This is a genomic window from Pseudomonas sp. GW821-FHT11D10 (genome assembly GCF_058808435.1).
Genome location: NZ_JBXARR010000008.1, coordinates 286,230 through 309,385 on the forward strand (window position 1 = coordinate 286,230; position 23,156 = coordinate 309,385).

19 protein-coding genes are annotated in these 23,156 nt (G+C 59.8%); 10 read left to right on the plus strand and 9 right to left on the minus strand.

Going from position 1 to position 23,156, the window contains the following annotated elements; translation table 11 throughout:
* Positions 1 to 63: 63 nt before the first annotated feature.
* On the minus strand, positions 64 to 777 hold the full coding sequence (locus AC1RT4_RS22855; RefSeq protein ID WP_007960207.1) for a UTRA domain-containing protein: 714 nt from the start codon (positions 775 to 777) through the stop codon (positions 64 to 66).
* 351 nt (positions 778 to 1,128) lie between these two features.
* Here AC1RT4_RS22855 and AC1RT4_RS22860 point away from each other — a divergent pair, with 351 nt between their 5' ends.
* The 6 genes from AC1RT4_RS22860 to AC1RT4_RS22885 all read left to right on the plus strand — a co-directional run bounded on the left by AC1RT4_RS22860 (position 1,129) and on the right by AC1RT4_RS22885 (position 6,420).
* Positions 1,129 to 2,193 carry an ABC transporter substrate-binding protein gene (locus tag AC1RT4_RS22860; RefSeq protein ID WP_115077089.1) on the plus strand — a complete coding sequence of 355 codons (1,065 nt, stop codon included), beginning with the start codon at positions 1,129 to 1,131 and terminating at the stop codon, positions 2,191 to 2,193.
* 117 nt (positions 2,194 to 2,310) lie between these two features.
* The gene (locus AC1RT4_RS22865) at positions 2,311 to 3,117 is read left to right on the plus strand and encodes an alkaline phosphatase family protein (protein WP_493088016.1); all 807 of its coding nucleotides are present in this window, start codon (positions 2,311 to 2,313) and stop codon (positions 3,115 to 3,117) included.
* 5 nt (positions 3,118 to 3,122) lie between these two features.
* A complete protein-coding gene (locus AC1RT4_RS22870) occupies positions 3,123 to 3,959 on the plus strand; it encodes an ABC transporter permease (protein WP_162130491.1) in 837 nt (278 codons plus the stop codon).
* Positions 3,946 to 4,746, plus strand: a complete 801-nt coding sequence (locus AC1RT4_RS22875) for an ABC transporter permease (RefSeq protein WP_007960203.1) — start codon at positions 3,946 to 3,948, stop codon at positions 4,744 to 4,746. The genes AC1RT4_RS22870 and AC1RT4_RS22875 overlap by 14 nt, the downstream gene beginning before the upstream one ends.
* Positions 4,743 to 5,732, plus strand: coding sequence for an ABC transporter ATP-binding protein (locus AC1RT4_RS22880; protein ID WP_011333173.1), 990 nt, complete (start codon positions 4,743 to 4,745; stop codon positions 5,730 to 5,732). Before AC1RT4_RS22875 ends, AC1RT4_RS22880 begins: the two co-directional genes overlap by 4 nt.
* A 34-nt stretch (positions 5,733 to 5,766) precedes the next feature.
* Positions 5,767 to 6,420 carry an HAD family hydrolase gene (locus tag AC1RT4_RS22885; protein WP_221534153.1) on the plus strand — a complete coding sequence of 218 codons (654 nt, stop codon included), beginning with the start codon at positions 5,767 to 5,769 and terminating at the stop codon, positions 6,418 to 6,420.
* A gap of 45 nt (positions 6,421 to 6,465) precedes the next feature.
* Here AC1RT4_RS22885 and AC1RT4_RS22890 read toward each other — a convergent pair whose 3' ends face one another.
* Complete coding sequence (locus tag AC1RT4_RS22890) at positions 6,466 to 7,428, minus strand: zinc-binding dehydrogenase (protein ID WP_493088019.1); 963 nt, start codon at positions 7,426 to 7,428, stop codon at positions 6,466 to 6,468.
* A 181-nt stretch (positions 7,429 to 7,609) separates the two neighbouring features.
* Between AC1RT4_RS22890 and AC1RT4_RS22895 the strand changes: the two genes are divergently transcribed.
* Both AC1RT4_RS22895 and AC1RT4_RS22900 read left to right on the plus strand, forming a co-directional pair.
* A complete protein-coding gene (locus AC1RT4_RS22895; protein WP_007960197.1) occupies positions 7,610 to 9,694 on the plus strand; it encodes a carboxy terminal-processing peptidase in 2,085 nt (694 codons plus the stop codon).
* Between the two features lie 134 nt (positions 9,695 to 9,828).
* Positions 9,829 to 11,619, plus strand: a complete 1,791-nt coding sequence (locus AC1RT4_RS22900) for a bifunctional diguanylate cyclase/phosphodiesterase (protein ID WP_493088021.1) — start codon at positions 9,829 to 9,831, stop codon at positions 11,617 to 11,619.
* A 32-nt stretch (positions 11,620 to 11,651) separates the two neighbouring features.
* On the opposite strand, the gene AC1RT4_RS22905 is transcribed toward AC1RT4_RS22900, so the two are convergent.
* The 7 genes from AC1RT4_RS22905 to bamJ all read right to left on the minus strand — a co-directional run bounded on the left by AC1RT4_RS22905 (position 11,652) and on the right by bamJ (position 19,702).
* Entirely contained in the window at positions 11,652 to 12,011 is a 360-nt protein-coding gene (locus AC1RT4_RS22905) for a hypothetical protein (protein ID WP_085705343.1), read from the minus strand.
* Positions 12,008 to 16,777, minus strand: coding sequence for an RHS repeat-associated core domain-containing protein (locus AC1RT4_RS22910; RefSeq protein ID WP_493088023.1), 4,770 nt, complete (start codon positions 16,775 to 16,777; stop codon positions 12,008 to 12,010). Before AC1RT4_RS22910 ends, AC1RT4_RS22905 begins: the two co-directional genes overlap by 4 nt.
* 226 nt (positions 16,778 to 17,003) lie before the next feature.
* Positions 17,004 to 17,411, minus strand: coding sequence for an SEL1-like repeat protein (locus AC1RT4_RS22915; RefSeq protein WP_273900390.1), 408 nt, complete (start codon positions 17,409 to 17,411; stop codon positions 17,004 to 17,006).
* A complete protein-coding gene (locus tag AC1RT4_RS22920) occupies positions 17,412 to 17,783 on the minus strand; it encodes a hypothetical protein (RefSeq protein ID WP_003223109.1) in 372 nt (123 codons plus the stop codon).
* Positions 17,780 to 18,121, minus strand: a complete 342-nt coding sequence (locus tag AC1RT4_RS22925; RefSeq protein WP_493088025.1) for a helix-turn-helix domain-containing protein — start codon at positions 18,119 to 18,121, stop codon at positions 17,780 to 17,782. Before AC1RT4_RS22925 ends, AC1RT4_RS22920 begins: the two co-directional genes overlap by 4 nt.
* 114 nt (positions 18,122 to 18,235) lie before the next feature.
* Positions 18,236 to 18,691, minus strand: coding sequence for a YkvA family protein (locus AC1RT4_RS22930; protein ID WP_007950434.1), 456 nt, complete (start codon positions 18,689 to 18,691; stop codon positions 18,236 to 18,238).
* Between the two features lie 294 nt (positions 18,692 to 18,985).
* Positions 18,986 to 19,702 (minus strand): BamJ family beta-barrel-assembly machinery protein, encoded by a 717-nt coding sequence (gene bamJ / locus AC1RT4_RS22935; protein WP_007950433.1) that lies wholly within the window; start codon positions 19,700 to 19,702, stop codon positions 18,986 to 18,988.
* Between the two features lie 270 nt (positions 19,703 to 19,972).
* On the opposite strand from bamJ, the gene AC1RT4_RS22940 reads away from it, so the two are divergent.
* A complete protein-coding gene (locus AC1RT4_RS22940) occupies positions 19,973 to 21,781 on the plus strand; it encodes a di-heme-cytochrome C peroxidase (RefSeq protein ID WP_493088028.1) in 1,809 nt (602 codons plus the stop codon).
* A 26-nt stretch (positions 21,782 to 21,807) separates the two neighbouring features.
* On the plus strand, positions 21,808 to 22,944 hold the full coding sequence (locus AC1RT4_RS22945) for a catalase family protein (RefSeq protein ID WP_493088033.1): 1,137 nt from the start codon (positions 21,808 to 21,810) through the stop codon (positions 22,942 to 22,944).
* The last annotated feature ends 212 nt before the right edge of the window (positions 22,945 to 23,156 follow it).

A 23,156-nucleotide genomic window follows, 5' to 3' on the forward strand; every position in this document is an offset into this window, starting at 1 on the left:
CCCGAAGCAACGGATATTCACCCAAAACAACCCAAAACCTGGTCGGCCCAGAGGCCGCCAAGGTCAAACCACATCAACCCCAACGTGAATCGCATCATGCCGCCAAAACTCCAGATCACAATCAATCAACCGCCCAAACTGATCATAATTAACCCGAGCAATCCTCAACCCCGGACTCCCCACCGAAACCCGTAACCCCGCCGCCGCCTCCACCGACAACGACGTCGGAACAATCTCGAACCGCACCCGCCCATAGTGCAAATCGTAATGCCGCGCATACAGCTCGGTAATCGACTGATTCAAATCAAACTCCAGAATCCCCGGAAAAAACTGCGGATTCAGATAATGCTCCACATACAACACCAGCCGCCCATCGATCCGCCGCGACCGGCAAATCTGAATCACGCTCGACAACGCCGGCAACTGCAACCACGCACAGACCGCCGCTGACGCCGGCTGCAACCGCGCCGAAATCACCTCGGTCGACGGCACCCGCCCCTGCGCACTGACCATCGCGTGAAAGTGACTGCGCTGCATCAGGTTGTAGGCCAGACGCGGCGGCGACACGAACCAGCCCCGCCGCTCCTCGCGATAAATCTGCCCTTGCGCCTCCAGCTGCAACAAGGCTTCCCGTACCGTAATCCGCGTCGTGCCGAACAGCTCACTGAGCTTGCGCTCGGCCGGCAACTTGCTCCCTGCCGCCAGCAACCCATGGTCGAGTTGCTCCTGAAGGATCTGGCCAATCGCTGTCACCGCTTTTGTTGCCTCATCGCGCATCAACGTTACCTATCTGGACTAGACCAGCACTGTTTCGGGGCAAAACCGCACAGCTATTGCGCCGTTTGGTCGTGTTGCAAGCCTAGGCAGTGCAGATGACCGAGAGATGACAAAACTACCGAACGGTCGCCCTGACAACTTGCAATACATCGGCCAAGTCCCTTGCCCACCGGGACTTTGCGGGTGGTCTACGCTTAGCGGGCAGCCGTCGATACCGGAGAAATAAAACGCGGGTCGGGTATCCGCCGACATCAAAGTGTCATCCAGCCCCCCTACATTGGCTCAGGTATTGCTGACCTAGACCAACACAAACCGCAATCGCAGCGTTGAACACGACCAAGGAGCTTCGGAATGAAACAGCTTTTCCTGGCAACACTGTTAGGCTCGACCATTGCCATGTGCACCGCCGCCATGGCGGCTGATGATCTGAAAACCCTCGAAGCCGCTGCGAAAGCGGAAGGCGCCGTCAACAGCGTCGGCATGCCCGATGACTGGGCCAACTGGAAAGGCACCTGGGAAGACCTGGCCAAGAACTACGGCCTCAAACACATCGACACCGACATGAGCTCGGCCCAGGAAATCGCCAAGTTCGCCGCAGAAAAAGACAATGCCACTGCCGACATCGGTGACGTCGGCGCGGCCTTCGGCCCGATCGCGGTCAAGCAGGGCGTGGTGCAACCGTACAAGCCGACCACCTGGGATCAAGTGCCTGCATGGGCCAAGGACAAGGACGGCAACTGGGCACTGGCCTACACCGGCACCATCGCTTTCATCGTCAACAAGAAACTGCTGCACGGCTCCGAAGTGCCGACCAAATGGGCTGACCTCAAGGGCGGCAAATACAAGGTTTCCATCGGTGACGTGAGCACTGCCGCACAGGCTGCCAACGGCGTACTCGCCGCTGCGCTGGCCAACGGCGGCGACGAGAAAAACCTCCAGCCTGCCCTGCTGCTGTTCGCAGATATCGCCAAGCAGGGGCGTCTGTCGATGGCCAACCCGACCATCGCCACCATGGAAAAAGGCGAGATCGAAGTCGGCGTGGTCTGGGACTTCAACGGTCTGAGCTACAAGGCCAAGATGGCCAACCCGGATGACTACGTGGTGCTGATCCCGTCCGACGGCTCGGTGATTTCCGGCTACACCACCATCATCAACAAATACGCGAAGAACCCGAACGCCGCCAAGCTGACCCGCGAATACATCTTCAGCGACGCCGGCCAGACCAACCTCGCCCGCGGCAACGCCCGCCCGATCCGCGCCGAGCACCTGCAACTGCCGGAAGACGTGAAAGCCAAGCTGCTGCCAAACGAGCAGTACAAGAAGGTCACGCCGATCAAGGACGCCGATGCGTGGGAAAAAACCTCCAAGGCCCTGCCGCAGAAGTGGAACGAAGAAGTCATCGTCGAGATGAAGTAAGCCCGTAAGTCCCGCTTCCGGGATTGCTGGAGATCCCTTGTGGGAGCGAGGTTACTCGCTCCCACAAGGGCTCCCGACTGAATCTGAAATTTTCTGTTTCGCGGAGTTTTTGCCCCTATGAAGCACACCGTCATCCTTGTCGTGCTCGACGGCCTCAACTACGAGGTTGCGCGTCACGCCATGGGGCATCTGCAGGCTTACGTTGGCGCAGGACGCGCCGCGCTCTATCAGTTGGAGTGCGAGCTGCCGGCCCTGTCCCGACCGCTTTACGAATGCATCCTCACGGGGGTGCCGCCGATCGACAGCGGCATCGTCCACAACAACGTCTCGCGCCTGTCCAACCAGCGCAGCATCTATCACTACGCCCGCGATGCCGGTCTGAAAACCGCCGCCGCGGCGTACCATTGGGTCAGCGAGCTCTACAACCGCTCGCCGTTCGTGGCGGCACGGGATCGGCATACCGATGACCCGACGCTACCGATCCAGCACGGCCACTTCTACTGGAACGATCACTACCCAGATTCGCACCTGTTCGCTGACGCGGAAAACCTGCGCCTGCGCCACGCCCCGGATTTTCTGCTGATCCACCCGATGAACATCGACGACGCCGGCCACAAGCACGGCCTCGACACCCCGCAATACCGCAACAGCGCGCGCAGCGCCGACATCATCCTAGCCGACTACCTGCAAGCCTGGCTCGACGCCGGCTGCCAGGTGCTGGTGACCGCCGACCACGGCATGAACAACGACCGCTCGCACAACGGCCTGCTACCGGAAGAACGTCAGGTGCCGTTGTTCGTACTCGGTGATGCCTTCAGCCTGGACAGCGAAGCTGCACCGAAGCAGACCGACATCTGCGGCACCGTCTGCGAACTGCTCGGCGTACCCCACGACAAACCTGTGTGCCGGGAGTTGCTCAAGTGAACTCAATGACTCGCGGCAAATGGCTGGCCGCCCTGTGCCTGGTGCCTTTCGCGCTGTTCTTTATCGTGTTCGAAATCGCCCCGCTGATCTGGGTGATGATCAACAGCCTGCAATCGGAAGAATTCGGTTGGGGCTTCGCCAACTTCAGCAAGATCTTCAGTTCGAAGTTCTATCTGCAGGCGATCCAGTACAGCCTCGAAATCAGTTTCTGGTCGAGTGTGTTCGGCATCATCATCGCGGTGCTGGGCGCCTACTCCCTGCGCCGGGTCGATTCGAAACTGCGCAACTTCGTCAACGCCTTCGCCAACATGACCAGCAACTTCGCCGGTGTACCCCTGGCCTTCGCGTTCATCATCCTGCTCGGCTTCAACGGCAGCATCACCATCATGCTGAAACAGGCAGGGATCATCGAGGACTTCAACCTGTACTCGAAGACCGGGTTGATCATCCTCTACACCTACTTTCAGATTCCCCTCGGCGTCCTGCTGCTGTACCCGGCGTTCGATGCCCTGCGCGAAGACTGGCGCGAATCCGCCGCGCTACTCGGCGCTGACGGCTGGCAGTTCTGGCGCCACATCGGCCTTCCGGTGCTGACCCCGGCCCTGCTCGGCACCTTCGTGATCCTGCTGGCCAACGCCCTCGGCGCCTATGCCACGGTCTACGCGCTGACCACCGGCAACTTCAACGTATTGCCGATTCGCATCGCAGCAATGGTGTCCGGCGACATTTCCCTCGACCCGAACCTAGCCAGCGCCCTGGCCGTGGTGCTGGTGGCGCTGATGACCCTGGTGACCGTCGTGCATCAACTGCTGCTGAAGAGGAGCTACCATGTCTCGCGCTGAATCCGGCCCGGCCGGCGTCTACCACCGCGTCGTGGTCTATCTGTTGTTCGCCATCCTGCTGCTGCCGCTGGTGGGCACGCTGATCTACTCGATCGCCAGCAGTTGGTCGGCCACCATCCTGCCTAGCGGTTTCACCTTCAAGTGGTACATCCAGTTGTGGAGCGATCCGCGCTTTCTGCACGCCTTCGGCCAGTCGTTGCTGGTGTGCGTCGGCGCGCTGATTCTGTCGGTGGTGCTGATCCTGCCGCTGCTGTTCGTGGTGCATTACCACTTCCCGAAACTCGATGCGCTGATGAACATCCTGATCCTGCTGCCCTTCGCGGTGCCGCCGGTGGTGTCGTCGGTGGGCCTGTTGCAGCTCTACGGTTCCGGGCCGTTCGCAATGGTCGGCACGCCGTGGATCCTGATCGGTTGCTACTTCACCGTGGCGCTGCCGTTCATGTACCGGGCGATCACCAACAACCTGCAAGCGATCAACCTGCGCGACCTGATGGACGCCGCCCAACTGCTTGGCGCCAGCACTTTTCAGGCAGCCTTCCTGGTGGTGCTGCCGAACCTGCGCAAAGGCCTGATGGTTGCGTTGCTGCTGTCGTTCTCGTTCCTGTTCGGTGAGTTCGTGTTCGCCAACATTCTGGTCGGCACCCGCTACGAAACCCTGCAGGTTTATCTGAACAACATGCGCAACAGCAGCGGCCACTTCACCAGTGCGCTGGTGATCTCCTACTTCTTTTTCGTGCTGGTCCTGACCTGGGTCGCCAACATCTTGAACAAGGACAAAAGCGAATGAGCTATGTCAGCGTCCAACACCTGCAAAAAAACTACGCGGGCACCACGGTGTTCAGCGATATCAACTGCGAGATCCAGAAGGGTGAATTCGTCACCCTGCTCGGCCCGTCCGGTTGCGGCAAATCTACCCTGCTGCGTTGCATCGCCGGGCTGACGCCGGTGGATGGCGGCAAGATTCTGCTCGATGGCGTCGACATCGTGCCGCTCACCCCGCAGAAACGCGGGATCGGCATGGTGTTCCAGAGCTACGCGCTGTTCCCCAACATGACCGTGGAGCAGAACGTCGCCTTCGGCCTGCGCATGCAAAAGGTCAACGCCGACGACAGCCACAAGCGGGTTGCCGAAGTGTTGAAACTGGTTGAACTCAACGACTTCGCCAGTCGCTATCCGCATCAGCTGTCCGGCGGTCAATGCCAGCGTGTCGCCCTCGCCCGCTCACTGGTGACCCGTCCACGCCTGTTGCTGCTGGATGAACCGCTGTCGGCCCTCGACGCGCGGATTCGCAAACACCTGCGCGAACAGATCCGTCAGATCCAGCGCGAACTTGGCCTGACCACGATCTTCGTCACACACGATCAGGAAGAAGCCCTGACCATGTCTGACCGGATTTTCCTGATGAATCAGGGAAAGATCGTACAAAGCGGCGATGCCGAAACCCTCTACACCGCGCCGGTCGACGTATTCGCCGCCGGCTTCATCGGCAACTACAACCTGCTGGATGCCGAGAGTGCCTCGAAGCTGTTGCAGCGGCCGATCAACCACCGCATCGCGATTCGCCCGGAAGCCATTGAACTGAGCCTCAGCGGTGAACCCGACGCGCAAATCCGCAGCCACAGCCTGCTGGGCAACGTGATCCGCTACCGCGTCGAAGCCCGAGGCGTGGAACTGGTGGTGGATGTGCTCAACCGTTCGGCGGCGGATCTGCATCCCGACGGTCAGCGCCTGTCACTTTCCATCGATCCCACCGCCCTGTGTGAGGTAGCCTGATGACTTTGCTGACACCCAAGAGGGAACTGAACTGATGGCCCTGGCAATTTTTGATCTGGACGAAACCCTGATCCACGGTGACTGCGCCACTCTCTGGAGCGAGCAGATGGGGCGCCTGGGCTGGGTCGATCCCGAGTCGTTCATGCGCAGGAACAACGAGCTGATGGACGCCTACAGCCATGGCAAGTTGCGCATGGAAGACTACATGGACTTCAGCCTCGAGCCGCTGATCGGGCGCACCCCGGAAGAAGTCGAGCATCTGGTCGGGCCGTGGGTTGAAGACTTCATCGAACCGATCATCTTCAGCGACGCCACCAAGACCATCGCCGCCCACCGCAAGGCCGGCGACCGGATTCTGGTGATCTCGGCCTCAGGCACACACCTGGTCAAACCGATTGCCGAACGACTGGGCATCGACGAGGTGCTGGGGATCGAACTGGAAGTGGCGCATGGCGTGTACAGCGGCCACACCGTGGGCACCCTGACCTACCGCGAAGGCAAGATCACCCGCTTGCTGGAATGGCTGGATGCCGAAGAGGAAAACCTAGAGGGCGCGAGTTTCTATTCCGACTCACGCAATGATCTGCCGCTGCTGCTGAAAGTGGATTTCCCGCATGTGGTCAATCCGGATCCGGTGCTGCTTGCAGAGGCCGAGAAATCCGGGTGGCCGATCCACCTCTGGAAGTAAGCGATTGTCTCGTGGGAGCACACCTGCTCCCACAAGCTTCGATGATCAGCTCAGGCTTTCGTCGATCACCAGTACCAGTTTCCCCGCCACCGTATTGCTCGCCAGTTCGGCGAACGCCGCCTCGGCATCCTTGATCGCAAAGGTCTTGGCCAGTTGCGGCTTCAGGCGCCCTTCGGAAAACAGCGGCCACACGTGCTGGCTCAGATCGCTGAACAGGTCGGCCTTGAACTGATCGTCACGGCTGCGCAGGGTCGAGCCCAGCAGTTGCACGCGCTTGGCCAATACCTGGGCCAGATCCAGTTTTGCCTCGCGGCCGCCCATCAGACCGATCAGCACCCAGCGTCCGTCCTGCGCCATCAACTTCAGATTCAACGCCGAATAATTGCCGCCCACCGGATCCAGAATCACATCGAACGGTCCGAAATCCCGCAGGCTTTCCAGATCGTCGGTGCGAACCACCCCGCCCTGGGCACCCAGCGATTCGCAGTAGGCCAGCCGCTCAGCCGAGCCAACGCTGACCCAGCACGGATTGCCGAAAGCCTTGCACAGTTGAATGGCGGCTGAACCGATGCCACTGGCCCCGGCGTGCAGAAGAACTTTCTCACCCGGTTTGAGCGCCGCAAGTTGAAACACATTCAGCCAGACGGTCGCGTACACCTCGGGCAAGGCAGCGGCCTCGATCAGCGATACACCTTCCGGAACCGGCAGCACATGCCGTCCGTCGACGACCACCTCTTGCGCCATCCCGCCCCCGGCCAGCAAGGCGCAGACCCGGTCACCGACCTGCCAGGACGAGCCTGCGCCAACCTCGCTGATCACCCCGGAACACTCAAGACCCAGCACCTGGCTGGCACCCGGAGGGGGTGGATAAAGTCCGGCTTTCTGTAATAAATCCGCGCGATTGAGGCCCGCTGCCGCCACCCGGATGCGAACTTGTCCTACATCACATGTAGGACTTGGTTCATCAACCCATGCCACTTGACCTTCAACGCCTTGCAATGCCTTCACAGTGCCTCCATAGTGAGTCTGGACTGAGCCCGAAGCTGTAGCGCCGGGCTTTTTGCATTATGCGACCGGCCCTGGGGTCTGAACGAACGCTGAACAGCAGTTATCGTACAGAGCGTAGAGGTACCGGCGACTTCAAAGACGGCCTAATATGCGTTATCAATTGTCCCCGCGTCGAATCAGCATGAAGCATCTGCTCCCCAGCACCGCCCTCGCTCTTTTCATCGGTATCGGTCTGTTGCCGGTGTCGGGCACCACATTCGCAGCCAACAGCTGGGACAAGTTGCAGCCTGATCGCGACGAAGTGATCGCCAGTCTGAACGTCGTCGAGTTGCTCAAGCGTCACCACTACAGCAAGCCGCCGCTCGACGATGCGCGCTCGGTGATCATCTACGACAGCTACATCAAGCTGCTCGACCCGTCGCGCAGCTACTTCATGGCCAGCGACATCGCCGAATTCGACAAGTGGAAGACCCAGTTCGACGACTTCCTCAAGAGCGGCGACCTCAACGCCGGGTTCACCATCTACAAGCGCTACCTGGACCGCGTGAAGGCGCGTCTGGACTTCGCTCTTGCCGAGTTGAACAAAGGCGTCGACAAGATGGACTTCACCACCAAGGAAACCTTGCTGATCGATCGCAAGGACGCTCCGTGGCTCAAGTCCACCGCCGAACTCGATGACCTGTGGCGCAAACGCGTCAAGGACGAAGTGCTGCGGCAGAAGATCGCCGGCAAAGAGCCGAAGCAGATCCAGGAAACCCTGACCAAACGCTACAAGAATCAACTGGCGCGTCTGGACCAGACCCGCGCCGAAGACATCTTCCAGGCATACATCAACACCTTCGCCATGTCTTACGATCCGCACACCAACTATCTGTCGCCGGATAACGCGGAGAACTTCGACATCAACATGAGCCTGTCCCTCGAGGGCATCGGCGCCGTGTTGCAGAGCGACAACGACCAGGTGAAAGTCGTGCGTCTGGTGCCGGCAGGCCCGGCTGACAAGACCAAGCAGGTTGCTCCGGCCGACAAGATCATCGGCGTTGCCCAGGGCAACAAAGAGATGGTCGACGTGGTCGGCTGGCGTCTGGACGAAGTGGTCAAGCTGATCCGTGGTCCGAAAGGCACCGTGGTGCGTCTGGAAGTCATCCCGGCCAGCAATGCGCCGAACGACCAGACCAGCAAGATCGTGCCGATCACCCGCGAAGCGGTGAAGCTCGAAGACCAGGCCGTGAAGAAGTCCGTGCTGAACCTGAAACAGGACGGCCGCGACTACAAGCTCGGCGTGATCGAGATTCCGGCGTTCTACCTCGACTTCAAGGCCTTCCGTGCCGGCGATCCGGACTACAAGAGCACCACGCGCGACGTCAAGAAGCTGCTGACCGAACTGCAGAAAGAGAAAGTCGACGGCGTGGTCATCGACCTGCGCAACAACGGCGGCGGTTCCCTGCAGGAAGCCACCGAGCTGACCAGCCTGTTCATCGACAAGGGCCCTACCGTGCTCGTGCGTAACGCCGATGGCCGGGTCGATGTACTTGAAGATGAAAACCCGGGCGCGTTCTACAAAGGCCCGATGGCGCTGCTGGTCAACCGCCTGTCCGCCTCGGCTTCGGAGATCTTCGCCGGCGCCATGCAGGACTACCATCGCGCGCTGATCATCGGTGGCCAGACCTTCGGCAAAGGCACCGTGCAGACCATTCAGCCGCTGAACCATGGCGAACTGAAACTGACCCTGGCCAAGTTCTACCGGGTTTCCGGTCAGAGCACCCAGCATCAGGGCGTACTGCCGGACATCGATTACCCGTCGATCATCGACACCAAGGAAATCGGCGAAAGCGCCCTGCCGGAAGCCATGCCGTGGGACACCATCCGCGCGGCGATCAAACCGGCGAGCGATCCGTTCAAGCCGTACCTGGCCCAGCTGAAATCCGAGCATGACAGCCGTTCCGCCAAGGACGCGGAGTTCGTGTTCATCCGCGACAAGCTGGCTCTGGCGCAGAAGCTGCTGGAAGAAAAAACCGTCAGCCTCAATGAAGCCGAACGCCGTGCCCAGCACGCCGACATCGACGCCAAGCAACTGGCGATGGAGAACATCCGTCGCAAGGCCAAAGGCGAAGAACCGCTCAAAGAGCTGAAGAAAGAAGACGACGACGCCCTGGCAGCCGCCGAGCCGGACAAGGTCAAACCGGAAGATGACGCCTACCTGAGCGAGACCGGGCGCGTACTGCTGGATTACCTCAAGCTGAGCAACCAGGTCGCAAAGAAGTAAGGTGATGGCAATTTAATGCTGACGATCCCCGGATCGTCATCAAACAGTCATCATTCTGTCGTGCAATAAAGGACTGGGAGCTGTTCTCTTCATCGAGAACGCTCCCAGTCCTTTTTTTATCGCCAGAGATTGCCATGACCACGACCGAACAGCTGAGTGCCTTGAGCTCGATCCTGACTCAAAGCGGTTTACACAGCCTGTTCCAGCCGATCATTTGCCTCTCCGAACGGCGCATTCTCGGCTACGAAGCCCTGACCCGCGGCCCGTCCAACAGCCCGCTGCACTCCCCCATCGCCCTGTTCGCCGTGGCCCGCCAGGCCGGGCGCTTGAGCGAACTGGAAATCGCCTGCCGGCAAAGTGCATGCCGCCGTTTTAATGAGCAGCAGTTGCCGGGCAAGCTGTTTCTCAACGTCTCTCCGGAATCCCTGCTCGAAGCCGCGCACCAGCCGGGGCGCACACTGCAGCTGCTTCAGGATTTTGGTATTCCGCCGAGCCAGGTGGTGATCGAACTCACCGAACAGACGCCGATCGATGATTTCCAGTTGCTGCAAACCGCACTGCATCACTATCGGGCGATGGGGTTTTCGATTGCCCTCGACGATCTGGGCGCGGGTTATTCGAGCCTGCGCCTGTGGTCGGAGCTGCGACCGGATTACGTGAAGATCGACAGACACTTCATCGACGGCATTCATCAGGACGCGTTGAAGCGCGAGTTTGTCGGATCGATCCTGCAAATCGCCAAGGCCTCCCGGGCCCAGGTAATTGCCGAAGGCATCGAACTGCCGGAAGAACTGGCGGTACTGACCGAGATGGGTGTGGATCTGGTGCAGGGCTATCTGCTCGGCCGTCCTCAGGAACACCCACCGCGTGATGCCCGAGCCTTGATGCCCAAGCACGACAGCAGCGCCGTGGCACTGAACGATGAAGGCAGCGACCTCAGCGCCCTGCTCAACGATCAACCCGCCGTGAATCGCGACACACCGACCGCCACCGTACTGGAAGCCTTCCGCCGCCAGGCCAACCTGAACTCGCTGGCGGTACTCGACGAACAGGGTCAGCCATGCGGCATTGTCCACCGTCACTCGTTGTCCGATGCGCTGCTCAAACCGTTCGCCACCGACCTGTTCGCCCGCAAACCGATCAGCCGCCTGATGAACGACGACTTCCTCGCCGTGGAAATGAGCCAGTCGCTGCAACAAGTCAGCCGCCTGATCACCAGCCGCGCCCGGCAACGCATCGAAGAAGACTTCATCATCACCCTCAACGGCAGTTACCTGGGCCTGGGCCGGGTGATTGACGTGCTCAAACTGATTACCGAACTGAAGATCCAGCAGGCGCGCTATGCCAATCCGTTGACGTTGCTGCCGGGGAATGTGCCGATTCAGCAATGCCTCACCCGACTGTTGCAACAGGGGCGCGAGTCGGTCATTTGTTATGTCGACATCGACAGCTTCAAACCCTTTAACGATATCTATGGGTATGGGCGTGGGGATGAGGTGTTGCTGTGTCTGGCGCAATGCCTCAACGAACGCGTCGACCCGTCCCGCGATTTCGTTGGGCATATTGGGGGGGATGATTTCCTGTTGGTGCTCGGCCCGGAGGATTGGCGCAAACGGCTGAACCAATTGCTTGATGACTTCCAGAGCCAATGCCGACGCTTCTACCGCCCTGAGCATCTGGAGGCTGGGTGTTTTGTTGCGCCGAATCGTCAGGGTATTCGTCAGGAGTTTCCGTTGCTGTCATTGTCCATTGGCGTGGTGCATTTGCATCCTGAAGCGTGTGCGCAACTGGATGCGAGTCAGTTAGCAGAGATGGCTTCGCAGGCGAAGCATCATGCGAAGAATGTTCCGGGGTATAGCGTGCATTTGATTGATAGTCTTACGGCTCCTGACCTTGATACACCGCAGGTTATTGGCCAACGCTGACTGTCAAAGTACGGCCATTCCCTGTGCCATCCTTATCTCTCTGTTGAGTCATCGATGTGATACCTCAACAAGCAACTTAACAAAACCTGCATGAACTGACGTTGATCCTCTACATCGTCATCAAAATAAGTTGTGATTTTTGTGAATACAGCATCAAAGCTGTCACCAGCGTCCAAGTAGTGCTTCAGCGTATCAATACACCACTCGCGCTCATGAAAAGTGTAAGAAAGAAACTCAGGCTTCATAAGAATATCAAGCAGCTCAGCAAGCTCCTTCTTGTCATTAACATTCTTTGAAACAATGATCTTTTCACGTGCATCATCATGAGTGTTTTCTATATCAAACAGAAAAAGAAGACCACGCAAAACAAAATATTCAGGCTTACGTTTCATTCCACAAATTCCGTATAAGAGGTTATCGGCATACCTGCTCTATCAAGGATTACTACCGCATGTGTTTGCTGTCCGTAAATTACTCCACCTCTTTTGTATCCTTCACCAACAACCTTGCCCATATTCATCGGTTCCTTAGACGCCATTTGCCCATTTCGCCTGAAAATAAGCTGAGCACGATGTATCGCATTCAGTTGGTCTCGATAGCTAAAAAAATGAGTGGCAGCACTGGGTATTTTTGGCTGCCCTGCTCGTCTTCCGTTGGTGTAAACCTCAATGACTCCAGTTGTTGGATTTCTACCCGTCATCGAACGTTCCTGCTGAGAAGCCAGTGTGGTCTGTTTGCCATGTTTCTCTAAGGAGTGTGCGTCTCGCGTAGCTTTCTCCATTTCATCCAATCGCCGATAAGCATTCGCCTCTGCTAACTCATCAATCTTCGCCCGCCGTTCCTGCGCTGTCATGCGCGGCAGCTGCGGCTCGCCTTCATCAACTACTGATCCACCCACCCCATCCGGCACCGAACAACCCGGCTTATTCGGCGGCGGACAATTGGACGTCAATCCCAACGGATCCACCCACCCCGTCGGATTCGGCACGTACCGGTACTGATTCAGCCCACCCGCCAGCTTCACCGGATCCGGCGTCAGGTACCGTCCCACGTCCGGGTCGTAATACCGGTGCCGGTTGTAATGCAGCCCGCTTTCGTCATCGAAGTACTGCCCCTGAAAGCGCAGTGGCTGGTTCAGGTAGTCCTCGGTCGCCAGTTCCAGCGAGGTGACCTTGCCGTAGGCGCTGTATTTGGCTGACCAGACGATGTCGCCGCTGTAGTCGGTCAACTCCTGCGGAGTACCGAGGTGGTCGAGTTGGTAATAGAACGGGCAGGCGCGTTTCGGGCCTTTGCCGTCGAGCATGGCCAAGGGGCGGAAGGTGCCGGGTTCGTAGATGAAGCTGCGGTGCTGGCCCTTGCTGCTTTCGGCGATCAGGTGGTCGCCTTGCCAGAAGAATTCGATGCTCTGGCCGTCGACAGTTTTGCGGATGCGCCGGCCAAAGGCGTCGTATTGGTAGGTCGCGGTGCTGCCGTCGGGACGGGTCAGGCCGATCAGGCGGTGCTGGCTGTCGTAGCGATATTCGGTGACGAGCGTTTGTGCGCGGCCGCGGCGTTCGCGGATCAGGTTGCCGAAGGCGTCGTAATCGTAGTGGCGGTCGCCCTGCATCAGCAGGCGGTTGCCTTTGATCTGTGTCGGGCCGGGGCGGTCCTGCATCAGCAGGTTGCCGGCCGGGTCGTGGGCGAAATTTTCCGGCAGGTCGTCGCGGGTGTGGCGTACGCGGATCAGCCGGTCGAGGGCGTCGTACGTGTAGCTGCGCTGGCCGTGGCGGGTGTCGGCGATGTGTTCGAGGTTGCCGTTGGCGCTGTAGGCAAAGTCGCGGCGGTACAGCGAGTTGCGCTGATGGCCTACGGCGTGGGCGCGTAAACGGCCCTGTTCGTCGTAGGCGTATTCGCTGAGCAGCAGGCCTTGCTGGCGCTGCTGTTCGCGGCCGTTCTGGTAGACGTGGCGAGTGAGCAAGGCGCCGTTGAGGTCGATCGCGGTCAGCGCGCCGCCCTTGGCGTAGTGATAATCAAGCTTGCTGTTGTCTGGCAGACGCAGGCGAGTGAGCTGGCCGCAGGCGTCGTAGGCGTAACGCAGCGTGCCCCAGCCCTGATGCTCGCGCACCAGCCGGTCCTGCAGGTCGTATTCGAAGGCCAGCGGGTGATCCTGGCCGTCATCGACGCCGACCAAACGGCCTAAACGGTCATAGCGGTAGCTGACCTCGACCCCGTCCGGCAGGGTCTTGAGCAGCAGACGCCCAGCAGCATCACGTTGGTAGCCGGTGACCAGCGTCGAGCCGTCGTCGCCGAACTCGGTCTTTTCCAGCAGGTGGCCGTTGCGGTCGTAGGCATACGCCGTGCGTCGGCCATCGAAGCCGGTTTCCTGTCGGATCAGTCCGGTCGGCGTGTAGTCCAGCCGATACTTTTCGCCGGACTCGTTCTCGATTTCCGTCAGCAGCAGCTGCGCATGGTCGTAGCGGTATTGCAGTCGCGTACCGTCGGGGTTGATCCGCCGGCTGACCAAATGCAGGTCGTCGTCATACTCGTAACGGGTGATCCGCCCCAGTTCATCGCGTTCGGCGGTGATCTGGCCGTAAGCGCTATAACTGAAGGCTCGAGTGGCGCCATTCGGCGAGGTGGTCTGGATCAGCCGGCCAACGGCGTCCCACGTGTGGCGAGTGACCGCACCGTGTTCGTCCTGAACCGTCGTCCGCCGCCCCAAAACGTCGTAGGAAAACTTGCGAACCCCACCGTCGGGCAAACTTTCCTCGACCAACTGGCCCAGGTCGTTCCACACGAACACATGGCGACCGGAGTCCGGATAACGGATCGACAGCAACCGCCCCTGCGCATCAAAGTGATAATGGGTGACATGACCGTCCGGATCGACCGCCTCGGTGATGTCACCCTGGGCATTACGCCGGTACGTCCACACCGCATCGCCACGCGAACGGCTGTGCAGGAAACCGTTGCGGTACTCGTAGGACGTCGGCGCATCGTCCGGCGGAATCAGCGCGATCAGCCGTCCGACATCGTCATAGCGGTACTCGGTAACCGCCCCCAGCGCATCCTGCTCGGCGACCAGCCGGCCCGCCGAGTCATAGGCCTTGAGCTGCTCGCCCCCGTCGGAGGCGACCTGACGCACCAGCCGCGCCGTGTCGTCGTGGACGTAAGCTTCCTCAGTCCCATCGACGTAATGCACGGTGACACGGCCGGCGTCATCCCAGACGTAACGCGTATCCATCTGCGAAAACGACGCCCAGTGCCGCACGCAGCGCGCCGCCTTGCCGGCCCGTTCCCACTCCCAGAAAAAGCTCGCGCCGCCGCTCAGCTGCCGTTGCAGGATGACGTGCTGATCGTCGTAGTCGTAACGCTCGCTTTCGCCAACGGCGTTGATCGCCTCGATCAATCGGTGACGGGCATCAAAACGATAACTGGCCAGCGTCTGCTCGGTGCACCAGGCAGACTCCCGAAAAACCTGATAATCGACCGCGACCAAGTGCGCGCGCTCGTAGCGCAGCAACAAGGACCGGCCGGCCCCGTTATCCAGCCGCTGAATCCGGTCGGAATGATCCCGATGCACCGTCAGACGATTGCCGTAGGCATCGCTGACAGCAGTCAGACGCCCAGCCCGAAAGTGATAAAACCGCGCCGCGTCCCCCGCCAGCGCAACAATCAACTCCTCCGGCTCATCCCCCAGAAAGATCGCCGCCCGCGACAAGCTGTTGTGAATCCCCGGCCGCTCACTGCTCGGCAACGGAAACCGCGTCCGCCGGTTCTCATGGTCAACCCAGACCACCGCAGCGCCATCAACCTCCAGCCGATGCGCCAGCGAATGACTCCAGCCAAACCCCAGCCCGACATCGATCTCGGCCGCACTGCTGCGATACAGCCGGCTGAACTCGAACGGCAGCAGCCCATCGAGCACGCCATCGGTCAGGGTCAACAACTCTTCGCCAGTGACCATCGACACCGGACAGCCGTTGGTACAGGTTCTGGGTGCACAATCGGCACTGTCACCGTTGGGATTTTTCGCCTGATCCGGCGTGTCGTCGTGGTGTTCGTCTTTTTTCAAAGAAGCATTACGCCGGGCATCCCAGCGCAATTGCATGCGACCCTTTTTCACCCCGGAGGCGATGCCACGTGCGGCGACGGATTTGTACTGGTTCACGTAGCCGATGAAGGTGCTGACGATGCCGAACATCGCCTTCACCAGTCGCGTTACTGCCGACAGCAACTGAGCGCCACGCTCCGCCAGACGCAAGGTCAGATACGCAATCCCCGCCCCGGCACCGACAAAGGTCAGCACAACGCCGATCAACACATCGATCAGCAGTTGCACCACAACCATCGAGACCGCCTCGGCGGTTTTCCCGGCAATTTCATTGGGTGGCAGCATCTCCAGCCAGAGGCTGGCGGTACGCAGCAAAAGGCACAGCGCCGCCTCGTCACTGACCAGTAACTGAAGCTTCTCCATCATTTCAGGCGCTGTTTCTGCCAACGCGATCAGCTGTGCGGCGCCACTGCCCAACCGCTCGGCAAACTTTCCGGGTTCCTGGAGAATCTCCGACAGCAACCCGATGCTGTCCCACACCCCCTCGATCGCCGCCCAGCTGCCGGCCAGCATGCCGTTCCCGGCCGCAGTGGCCACCGACTGCGACCATTGCGGCTTGAATCCCTGCCACTCGCTGCGCAGCCAGCCATCCAGCTGCCGAGTCAGGCCATCGTAGGATTCGAAAAGCGCATCAACCTGCTGCTCGCTGGCCTCACTGTGCACCACCACCCGATAAAACTTGCCCGCTTCACCGGTGAACACCCCATTGCCCTGAGCATCGAGGGTGACCGACTTGACTGCACCGCCCTCCACCGCCACCACATCGACAACGATGTCGCCCAACGGAATGTCATAGGCCGACTCGAACTTGCTCTCGATCTCCATCGTCCCGGATTCCGGGCATTGCACGACCGCAGAAGAAAAACGGCCGTCGTCTATCGCAACCTCCGTGCTGTGCTCACCGAAACGGATGATCCGCTCCATCCCCATCAGCGACGGCAGATCGGCCGCATGACTGACGCCGTCTGCCGAGCGACTGAACCAGTGCCTGAGCTGTTCGCGATAGAGATCGAGGGTGCGGGGAAAGCTGTCGAGTTCTTGCTCGATGCGGGTGACGGCATCCATCAGCGCATTTCCATACGCATGGCGAAACGAAAAACCGGGTCAAACATGTGCGTTCCCTCGCGCAAAAAATCAGGCGAGGGACTTTGCGGGGGATCAAACAGAAAAGAAGTCAGGCGAGTAGGCGGAGGATGTAGGAGAAGTCTGTAACTGATTTTTATCGAACCGCAGACGCAAAAACGGGGCGGGAGGTTTCCCTCAAGCCCCGTTCACGGAACAGATGATTTGCTTATTGAGAGGAGTCTCGACCGGCCAGCTCCTTCAACTTGAGCTCGGCCAACGGATGCCCTGCTTTCGCGGCCATGGTCCACCAGCGAGCGGCTTCCGAAGGGTCTGGCGCTTTGCTCGGCGTACCTGCAAGACTGATGACACCGACTTGATACGCCGCCTTGCCATCCCCGGCCAGCGCAGCCAGTCGCAACAACCGCACACCTTCTTCACGTGCGCCCAGGCCAACCCCGCGAAACGTCAGGATGTGCCCGTAAAAGCTTTGCGCGCCGACATCGCCGAGGTTGGCCATGCGCGCAAACTGTCCTTCGAGCCAGCGCCAGCCGCGGGGCTGACGGACAAACCACGACCAGTGAAACAGCCTACGGGCCAACCAGTAACTTGCCCGCGCCTTGAGTCGTAAAAACACTCAGGCCTCCGCCGATTCCGGGTACTCGTACTCAAACACCCGCACCACTTCCGAAGCATGCCAGGAGGCGGCGGCAACACCGTCGGACGGCCCGGAAAAACGCCCCAGACGCTCGACACACTCAAAGAAACCGGTGCGTGGCAGGCGACTGGCACCCTGGCTGATCACCAGCGAGCTGCGCAACGGTTGTTCGGCTTTCGCGTCCAGTGCCGCGAGATGCTCCAGTGCAGCGGTCAATGTCTGCATGGCCGGCGTGGGCAGTTGCAGGCGTTCAAGCAAGGCTCGATAAGTCAAAAGATGGCGCTGCCTGCGCGCCTGATCCAGCTCCCCCAGCAATCCGTCCCAATGTTGACGACTGATGCGTACGCTCACGATTGTTCCCTCCACCCTGGCACCGTCAACTCCCAGGCCAAGCTGCGGCGAATCGCGGCGTCGGGCAGACGCTCGCCGATTTCAATCATGGCCAGGTAAGACGGGCTGATGCCTACCGTGCGGGCCAGCGCCTCGATGGCGATGCCCTTCCCTTCGCGCAAACTGCGTAACTGATCCAGACCTGGAAGAATCGGGTCCGGGGTTGCCGCAAGCGGCGCTGGAGCCGGTTGCGACGGTGCTTCGTTGATGCCTGCTGCTTTCAGTAGAGCCTGATACTGAGCCCATGGCAGAACCGCATATTCGGGTTCGCCATCGCGTGCAATTATCTGAATATCCATGACTACCCCGTAGGACAACAACACTTAGCGAGTCGGCACTTTTCCCTAGAAGTGTAATCCTAACAGCGGCCAAGGTCGTGGGGGGTATCTATCTGTGTACGAGGCTGTCGCGATTCAGGACTTTTTCGGCCCCTGAAGCTGAAGTTGCTCGGGCGTATCGGGCAGACGCTCGACCACTCTGAGCTTTTCCGGCGCCTGGCGCTGACGCCACAGGCGGAAAGCATTCAGTTCATCGTCGAGGGTTTTCATCAACCAGGCGAGGACGGCGATATCATCGAGCATGCCGAACATGGGAATGAAATCCGGGATCGCATCCACCGGACTGAGGAAGTACATCAGACCGGCCACCACCGAAACTATCGCCTTGGCGCTGATCGCACGGTACTCGCCGCGCCAGTACGCCAGACACAGTGCCTGCAACAGACGCAGATCGTCCTTCAGTTTGCCAAGGCGATTGCCTTGGGCGGCGCCTTTGCTGGCCACGGCGAACAACAAGGTCGGCAAGCGGCCTCGAGCCAGCAAGCGTCCGGCCAAAGGCAGGAATCGGGCGAAATTCCACGGCGCTTTCATTTATTTCTCCCGTTGAAATGTTATCCACACAAATTGTGGATAACCTTGTGAACAGAGCTGCATTTCAGCGCTGAGAGCCCCGTTTCATAAGGGCTGCGCTCAGATCGGGCGTTTTTTACTCACATAAAAAAACCCAATATTTCATTGACTTGGCGGCTCCGGGCGTCTAGCGCGGGCAACCTTAAAGTCTAGGACTGCCATGACCGGCATCGGTTCGGTCTGTTTACGCCGACCATCGTCCAGATGCAACAACGCCCCGCATAAGCGAGGCGTTGTTGTTGAAACCGGCGCAGATTACTTGGCGGCGGCGTCTTCTTTGGCTGGATCCTTGATGGCCAGCAGTTCCAGGTCGAAAACCAGAACCGAGTTGGCCGGGATTGCCGGGCTTGGCGATTGTGCGCCGTAAGCCAGATCGCTAGGGATGTACAGCTTGTACTTCTCGCCAACGTGCATCAGTTGCAGACCTTCGACCCAACCCGGGATCACACCGCTGACCGGCAGATCGATCGGGCTGCCGCGCTCGACGGAGCTGTCGAATACGGTGCCGTTGGTCAGCTTGCCGGTGTAGTGAACGGTCACGACGTCGGTAGGCTTAGGCTGTGGGCCGTCGGCTTTCTTGACCACTTCGTACTGCAGACCGGAAGCCGTGGTGGTCACGCCAGCCTTCTTGCCGTTTTCTTCGAGGAATTTCTTGCCGGCGGCTGCCGACTCTTCGCTCATCTTGGCCATGCGCTCTTCGGCACGCTTTTGCAGCGCGGCGAAAGCTTCGACCAATTCTTCATCTTTCAGCTTCTGTTCTTTCTTGCCGACGGCATCTTCAATGCCCTGGGCTACCGCTTTGGAGTCCAGATCATCCATGCCTTCCTGAGCAAGGCTCTTGCCCATGTTCAGGCCGATACCGTAGGAAGCTTTTTGCGCCGGGGTTTTCAGCTCCACGCTGGTCTGCGAATCACAACCCGCGAGTACCAGGCTAACCAGGGCAACCGCCGCCGCCAACCGATGCTGTTTCATGCTATTTCCTTGTTCATGCGCCGAAAGGGCAATCGAGTAAAGCCGCGAGCTTATCAGGCCGCCACGACCAATGGCTACCGGCATGAGAGCAGGAATCTTCCGATAAGTTCAGGGATTAAAAAGCATTTGGCGAAAGCCACGATGAAGCTTCTGTCATCTTTCGCCGACAGCGATTGATGCCGCTTCCCACAACACTTGGCGTAATGGCCACTTGCCGCACACGACCCGCCTCAGGCATAACAGCGCAACAACTCGACAAGGATGTTCATCTTGCGCCTCTTATACCGTGTGTTGACGCTGATCGTGGTGCTGCTGGGACTGGTTCTGGCGGTGGTTCTTTACTATGTCGCCAATCCGAGATTGCCCTTCCCCGCGCCCGCAAAACAGGTGCATTACCTGAACCAGTGGACTGAGCAAGAGCGCCAGACCTACTACTTCACTCCGCAGGGGACGCAGGTCAAAGGCCTTCGTTACGAATGGTTTCAGGCGCTGGAGCTGCCGTTCTCGCAGCAACGCTTTGCCTCACCGGAATACCTCGCGCGCTTCGGCTTTCTGATCGATCCGCAACAGAAAGCCACGCCGGACAACCCGGGGAATCTGCCGGTAGGTTTCGCCCGGCACCAGAATCCCGGCAGCGCCGAGCAATATCTCGACATCACTTGCGCGGCCTGCCACACCGGTGAACTGCACTTCAATGGCCAGGCAGTACGCATCGACGGTGGCTCGGCCCAGCATGTGTTGCCCTCCAGCGTTCCTACATTGCGCGGCGGCAGTTTCGGACAGGCATTGGTCGCCAGTCTTACCTCGACTTACTACAACCCGTGGAAATTCGAGCGCTTCGCCCGCAACGTGCTGGGCAACGACTACGACGCACGCCACGAACAACTGCGCAAAGACTTCAAACGCTCACTGAACACCTTCATCAAAGTGGCCTGGAACGACACCCATCGTGGCCTCTACCCCACCGAAGAAGGCCCGGGCCGCACCGATGCGTTCGGGCGTATCGCCAACGCGACCTTCGGCGATGCGATCTCCCCAAGCAATTACCGCGTGGCCAACGCCCCGGTGGATTACCCGCAACTGTGGGACATGTGGACGTTCGACTGGGTGCAGTGGAACGGTTCGGCGCAACAACCGATGGCACGCAATATCGGCGAGGCTTTGGGCGTCGGCGCCACCCTGAATTTCTTCGATGCCAACGGCCAGCCGCTGCAGGGCGATGAGCGCTACGCCTCCAGCGTACGCGTGCGTGATCTGCACAAGATCGAAGAAACCCTGCAAAAACTGCGACCACCAGCCTGGCCTGAAGAGTTGCTCGGCGTGGTCGACAAACCCTTGGCAGCCAAGGGGCGAACCCTGTTCGCCGAGAATTGCGCCGGATGCCACGTCCCGCGCCAGACCCAGGAAGGCGAGCGTTGGGTGCAACACCTGCACATGCTCCCGGTGGACGTCATCGGCACCGACCCGAATGCCGCCAACAACATTGCCAATCACCGCTTCGACCTGACCGCCCTGCAATGGAACCCGGCAGAACTTGAACATATGGACGTGAAGTTGCACCCCAAACCCAAGGAACCGCTGGACCTCAGCCAGCTGTCAGTGGCCAAGGGACTGGCTTACGTCACCGCCTTCGTGGAAAACCGTGCGTACCGTGAAGCAGGCGTCACCGCCGCCGAAAAACCACAGCTCGATGGCTTCGGTCTGCCGATCGGTGTTCGCGAAAAAGTCGCTTACAAGGCGCGTCCGCTTGCCGGCGTTTGGGCCACGGCCCCGTTCCTGCACAACGGCTCGGTGCCGAGCCTTTATCAGTTGCTGTCGCCTCAGGACGAGCGCGCCACCACCTTCTATAAAGGCACCTTCGAATACGACCCGCGCCATCTGGGCTATCGCACCGAAGCCTTTACCAACGGTTTCCTGTTCGACACCCGCATCACCGGCAACCACAACAGCGGCCACGAATTCCGCGCCGGCGAACGCGGCAACGGCGTCATCGGCCGACTGCTGCAGCCTGAAGAACGCTGGGCGCTGCTCGAATACCTGAAAGTGCTGGGCGGCCCGCTGGAGGCGCAACTGCCATGATCTTCAATTCCTTCAAAAGACCTTCGATGCTGGCGCGTTTCTGGCTCTGGCTGGGTCGGTTATTGGGCAAAACCCTGCTGATCCTGCTGGTGATCGGCCTGATCGGCTGGGCCCTGACCACCGCGTGGTTCGCCTGGCAGCACCGTGGCCCGGTGTCGGCACTGGAGCAAATTCCGGACGGCGAAGCCGCCATGACCCAGGACGTGATTCAGACCGCGGTGCGCATCGTCGATCAGCACCGCGAAAGCACCCGCTACCTGCGCGATGCCCATGCCAAGGCCCATGGCTGCGTGAAGGCCGATGTGCAGGTGTTGCCGGATCTGGCTCAGGAATTGCGCCAGGGCGTCTTCAGCGAACCGGGCAAGCTCTGGAAAGCAACGATGCGCCTGTCCAACGGCAATGCCTACCCGCAATTTGACAGCATCCGCGATGCCCGGGGCATGGCGCTCAAATTGCTCGATGTGCCGGGCAAGCAGTTGCTGGGGGACCGTCAGGGACTGAACGAGCAGGATTTCGTGATGTTCAGTCACCCGAACTTCTTTGTCAGCGATGTCGCCGAGTATCGTCAGAATGTGGCGGCGCAGGCTGACGGCAAGAAGGTCATGGCGTTTTTTCCGGGGTGGGATCCGCGCAGCTGGCAGATCCGGCATTTGTTCATTGCACTGGCGACACTTTCGCCACCGCCGGAGAGCCCGACCCGCACGACATACTTCTCGGTATCGCCCTACAAGTTCGGCGAGGCCAATGCCAAGTTCCGGGTGATGCCGGATCCGGAGCGCTGCCCGGCTTATACCTTGCCGAAACAGAACCAGGATCTGCCGAACTTCCTGCGCAGTGCGTTGAATCAACAGCTGTCCACCGACCGGATTCCGGCGTGTTTCGTGTTGCAGATCCAGCGGCAGGACGCGAACAGGTACATGCCGATCGAAGACACCAGCATCGAATGGCGCGAGCAGGACAGCCCATTCCAGACAGTGGCGCGGATCACCCTGCCCCCGCAGGACTTCGACACCCCGGCCCTGAACCTGCAATGCGACAACCTGTCGTTCAATCCCTGGTTCGGCATCGACGCTCATCGCCCGATTGGCGGGATCAACCGCCTGCGCAAAGCGGTGTATGAAGCGGTCAGCGATTACCGCCACAGCCGCAACTCGGCGCAATAGCCGCGCCAGAAACGAAAAAAGCGACCGTCAATGGTCGCTTTCTCATGCTCTGACCCGGCAAAAGTCAAATCCCGGACAGCAAAAAGCCCGCACAAGGCGGGCTTTCTGTGGTGATCTGGCGTTCAGCGTTCCAGATTACCGAATATGGCGCAGCGGACGGGACTCGAACCCGCGACCCCCGGCGTGACAGGCCGGTATTCTAACCGACTGAA

What these genes read in the sequence shown, in the direction of transcription:
- AC1RT4_RS22855 (WP_007960207.1), bottom strand. Translation starts at nt 777, where the DNA reads ATGCGCGATGAGGCAACAAAAGCGGTGACAGCGATTGGCCAGATCCTT.
- AC1RT4_RS22860 (WP_115077089.1), top strand. Translation starts at nt 1,129, where the DNA reads ATGAAACAGCTTTTCCTGGCAACACTGTTAGGCTCGACCATTGCCATG.
- AC1RT4_RS22865 (WP_493088016.1), top strand. Translation starts at nt 2,311, where the DNA reads ATGAAGCACACCGTCATCCTTGTCGTGCTCGACGGCCTCAACTACGAG.
- AC1RT4_RS22870 (WP_162130491.1), top strand. Translation starts at nt 3,123, where the DNA reads ATGACTCGCGGCAAATGGCTGGCCGCCCTGTGCCTGGTGCCTTTCGCG.
- AC1RT4_RS22875 (WP_007960203.1), top strand. Translation starts at nt 3,946, where the DNA reads ATGTCTCGCGCTGAATCCGGCCCGGCCGGCGTCTACCACCGCGTCGTG.
- AC1RT4_RS22880 (WP_011333173.1), top strand. Translation starts at nt 4,743, where the DNA reads ATGAGCTATGTCAGCGTCCAACACCTGCAAAAAAACTACGCGGGCACC.
- AC1RT4_RS22885 (WP_221534153.1), top strand. Translation starts at nt 5,767, where the DNA reads ATGGCCCTGGCAATTTTTGATCTGGACGAAACCCTGATCCACGGTGAC.
- AC1RT4_RS22895 (WP_007960197.1), top strand. Translation starts at nt 7,610, where the DNA reads ATGAAGCATCTGCTCCCCAGCACCGCCCTCGCTCTTTTCATCGGTATC.
- AC1RT4_RS22900 (WP_493088021.1), top strand. Translation starts at nt 9,829, where the DNA reads ATGACCACGACCGAACAGCTGAGTGCCTTGAGCTCGATCCTGACTCAA.
- AC1RT4_RS22905 (WP_085705343.1), bottom strand. Translation starts at nt 12,011, where the DNA reads ATGAAACGTAAGCCTGAATATTTTGTTTTGCGTGGTCTTCTTTTTCTG.
- AC1RT4_RS22910 (WP_493088023.1), bottom strand. Translation starts at nt 16,777, where the DNA reads ATGGATGCCGTCACCCGCATCGAGCAAGAACTCGACAGCTTTCCCCGC.
- AC1RT4_RS22925 (WP_493088025.1), bottom strand. Translation starts at nt 18,121, where the DNA reads ATGGATATTCAGATAATTGCACGCGATGGCGAACCCGAATATGCGGTT.
- AC1RT4_RS22930 (WP_007950434.1), bottom strand. Translation starts at nt 18,691, where the DNA reads ATGAAAGCGCCGTGGAATTTCGCCCGATTCCTGCCTTTGGCCGGACGC.
- bamJ (WP_007950433.1), bottom strand. Translation starts at nt 19,702, where the DNA reads ATGAAACAGCATCGGTTGGCGGCGGCGGTTGCCCTGGTTAGCCTGGTA.
- AC1RT4_RS22945 (WP_493088033.1), top strand. Translation starts at nt 21,808, where the DNA reads ATGCTGGCGCGTTTCTGGCTCTGGCTGGGTCGGTTATTGGGCAAAACC.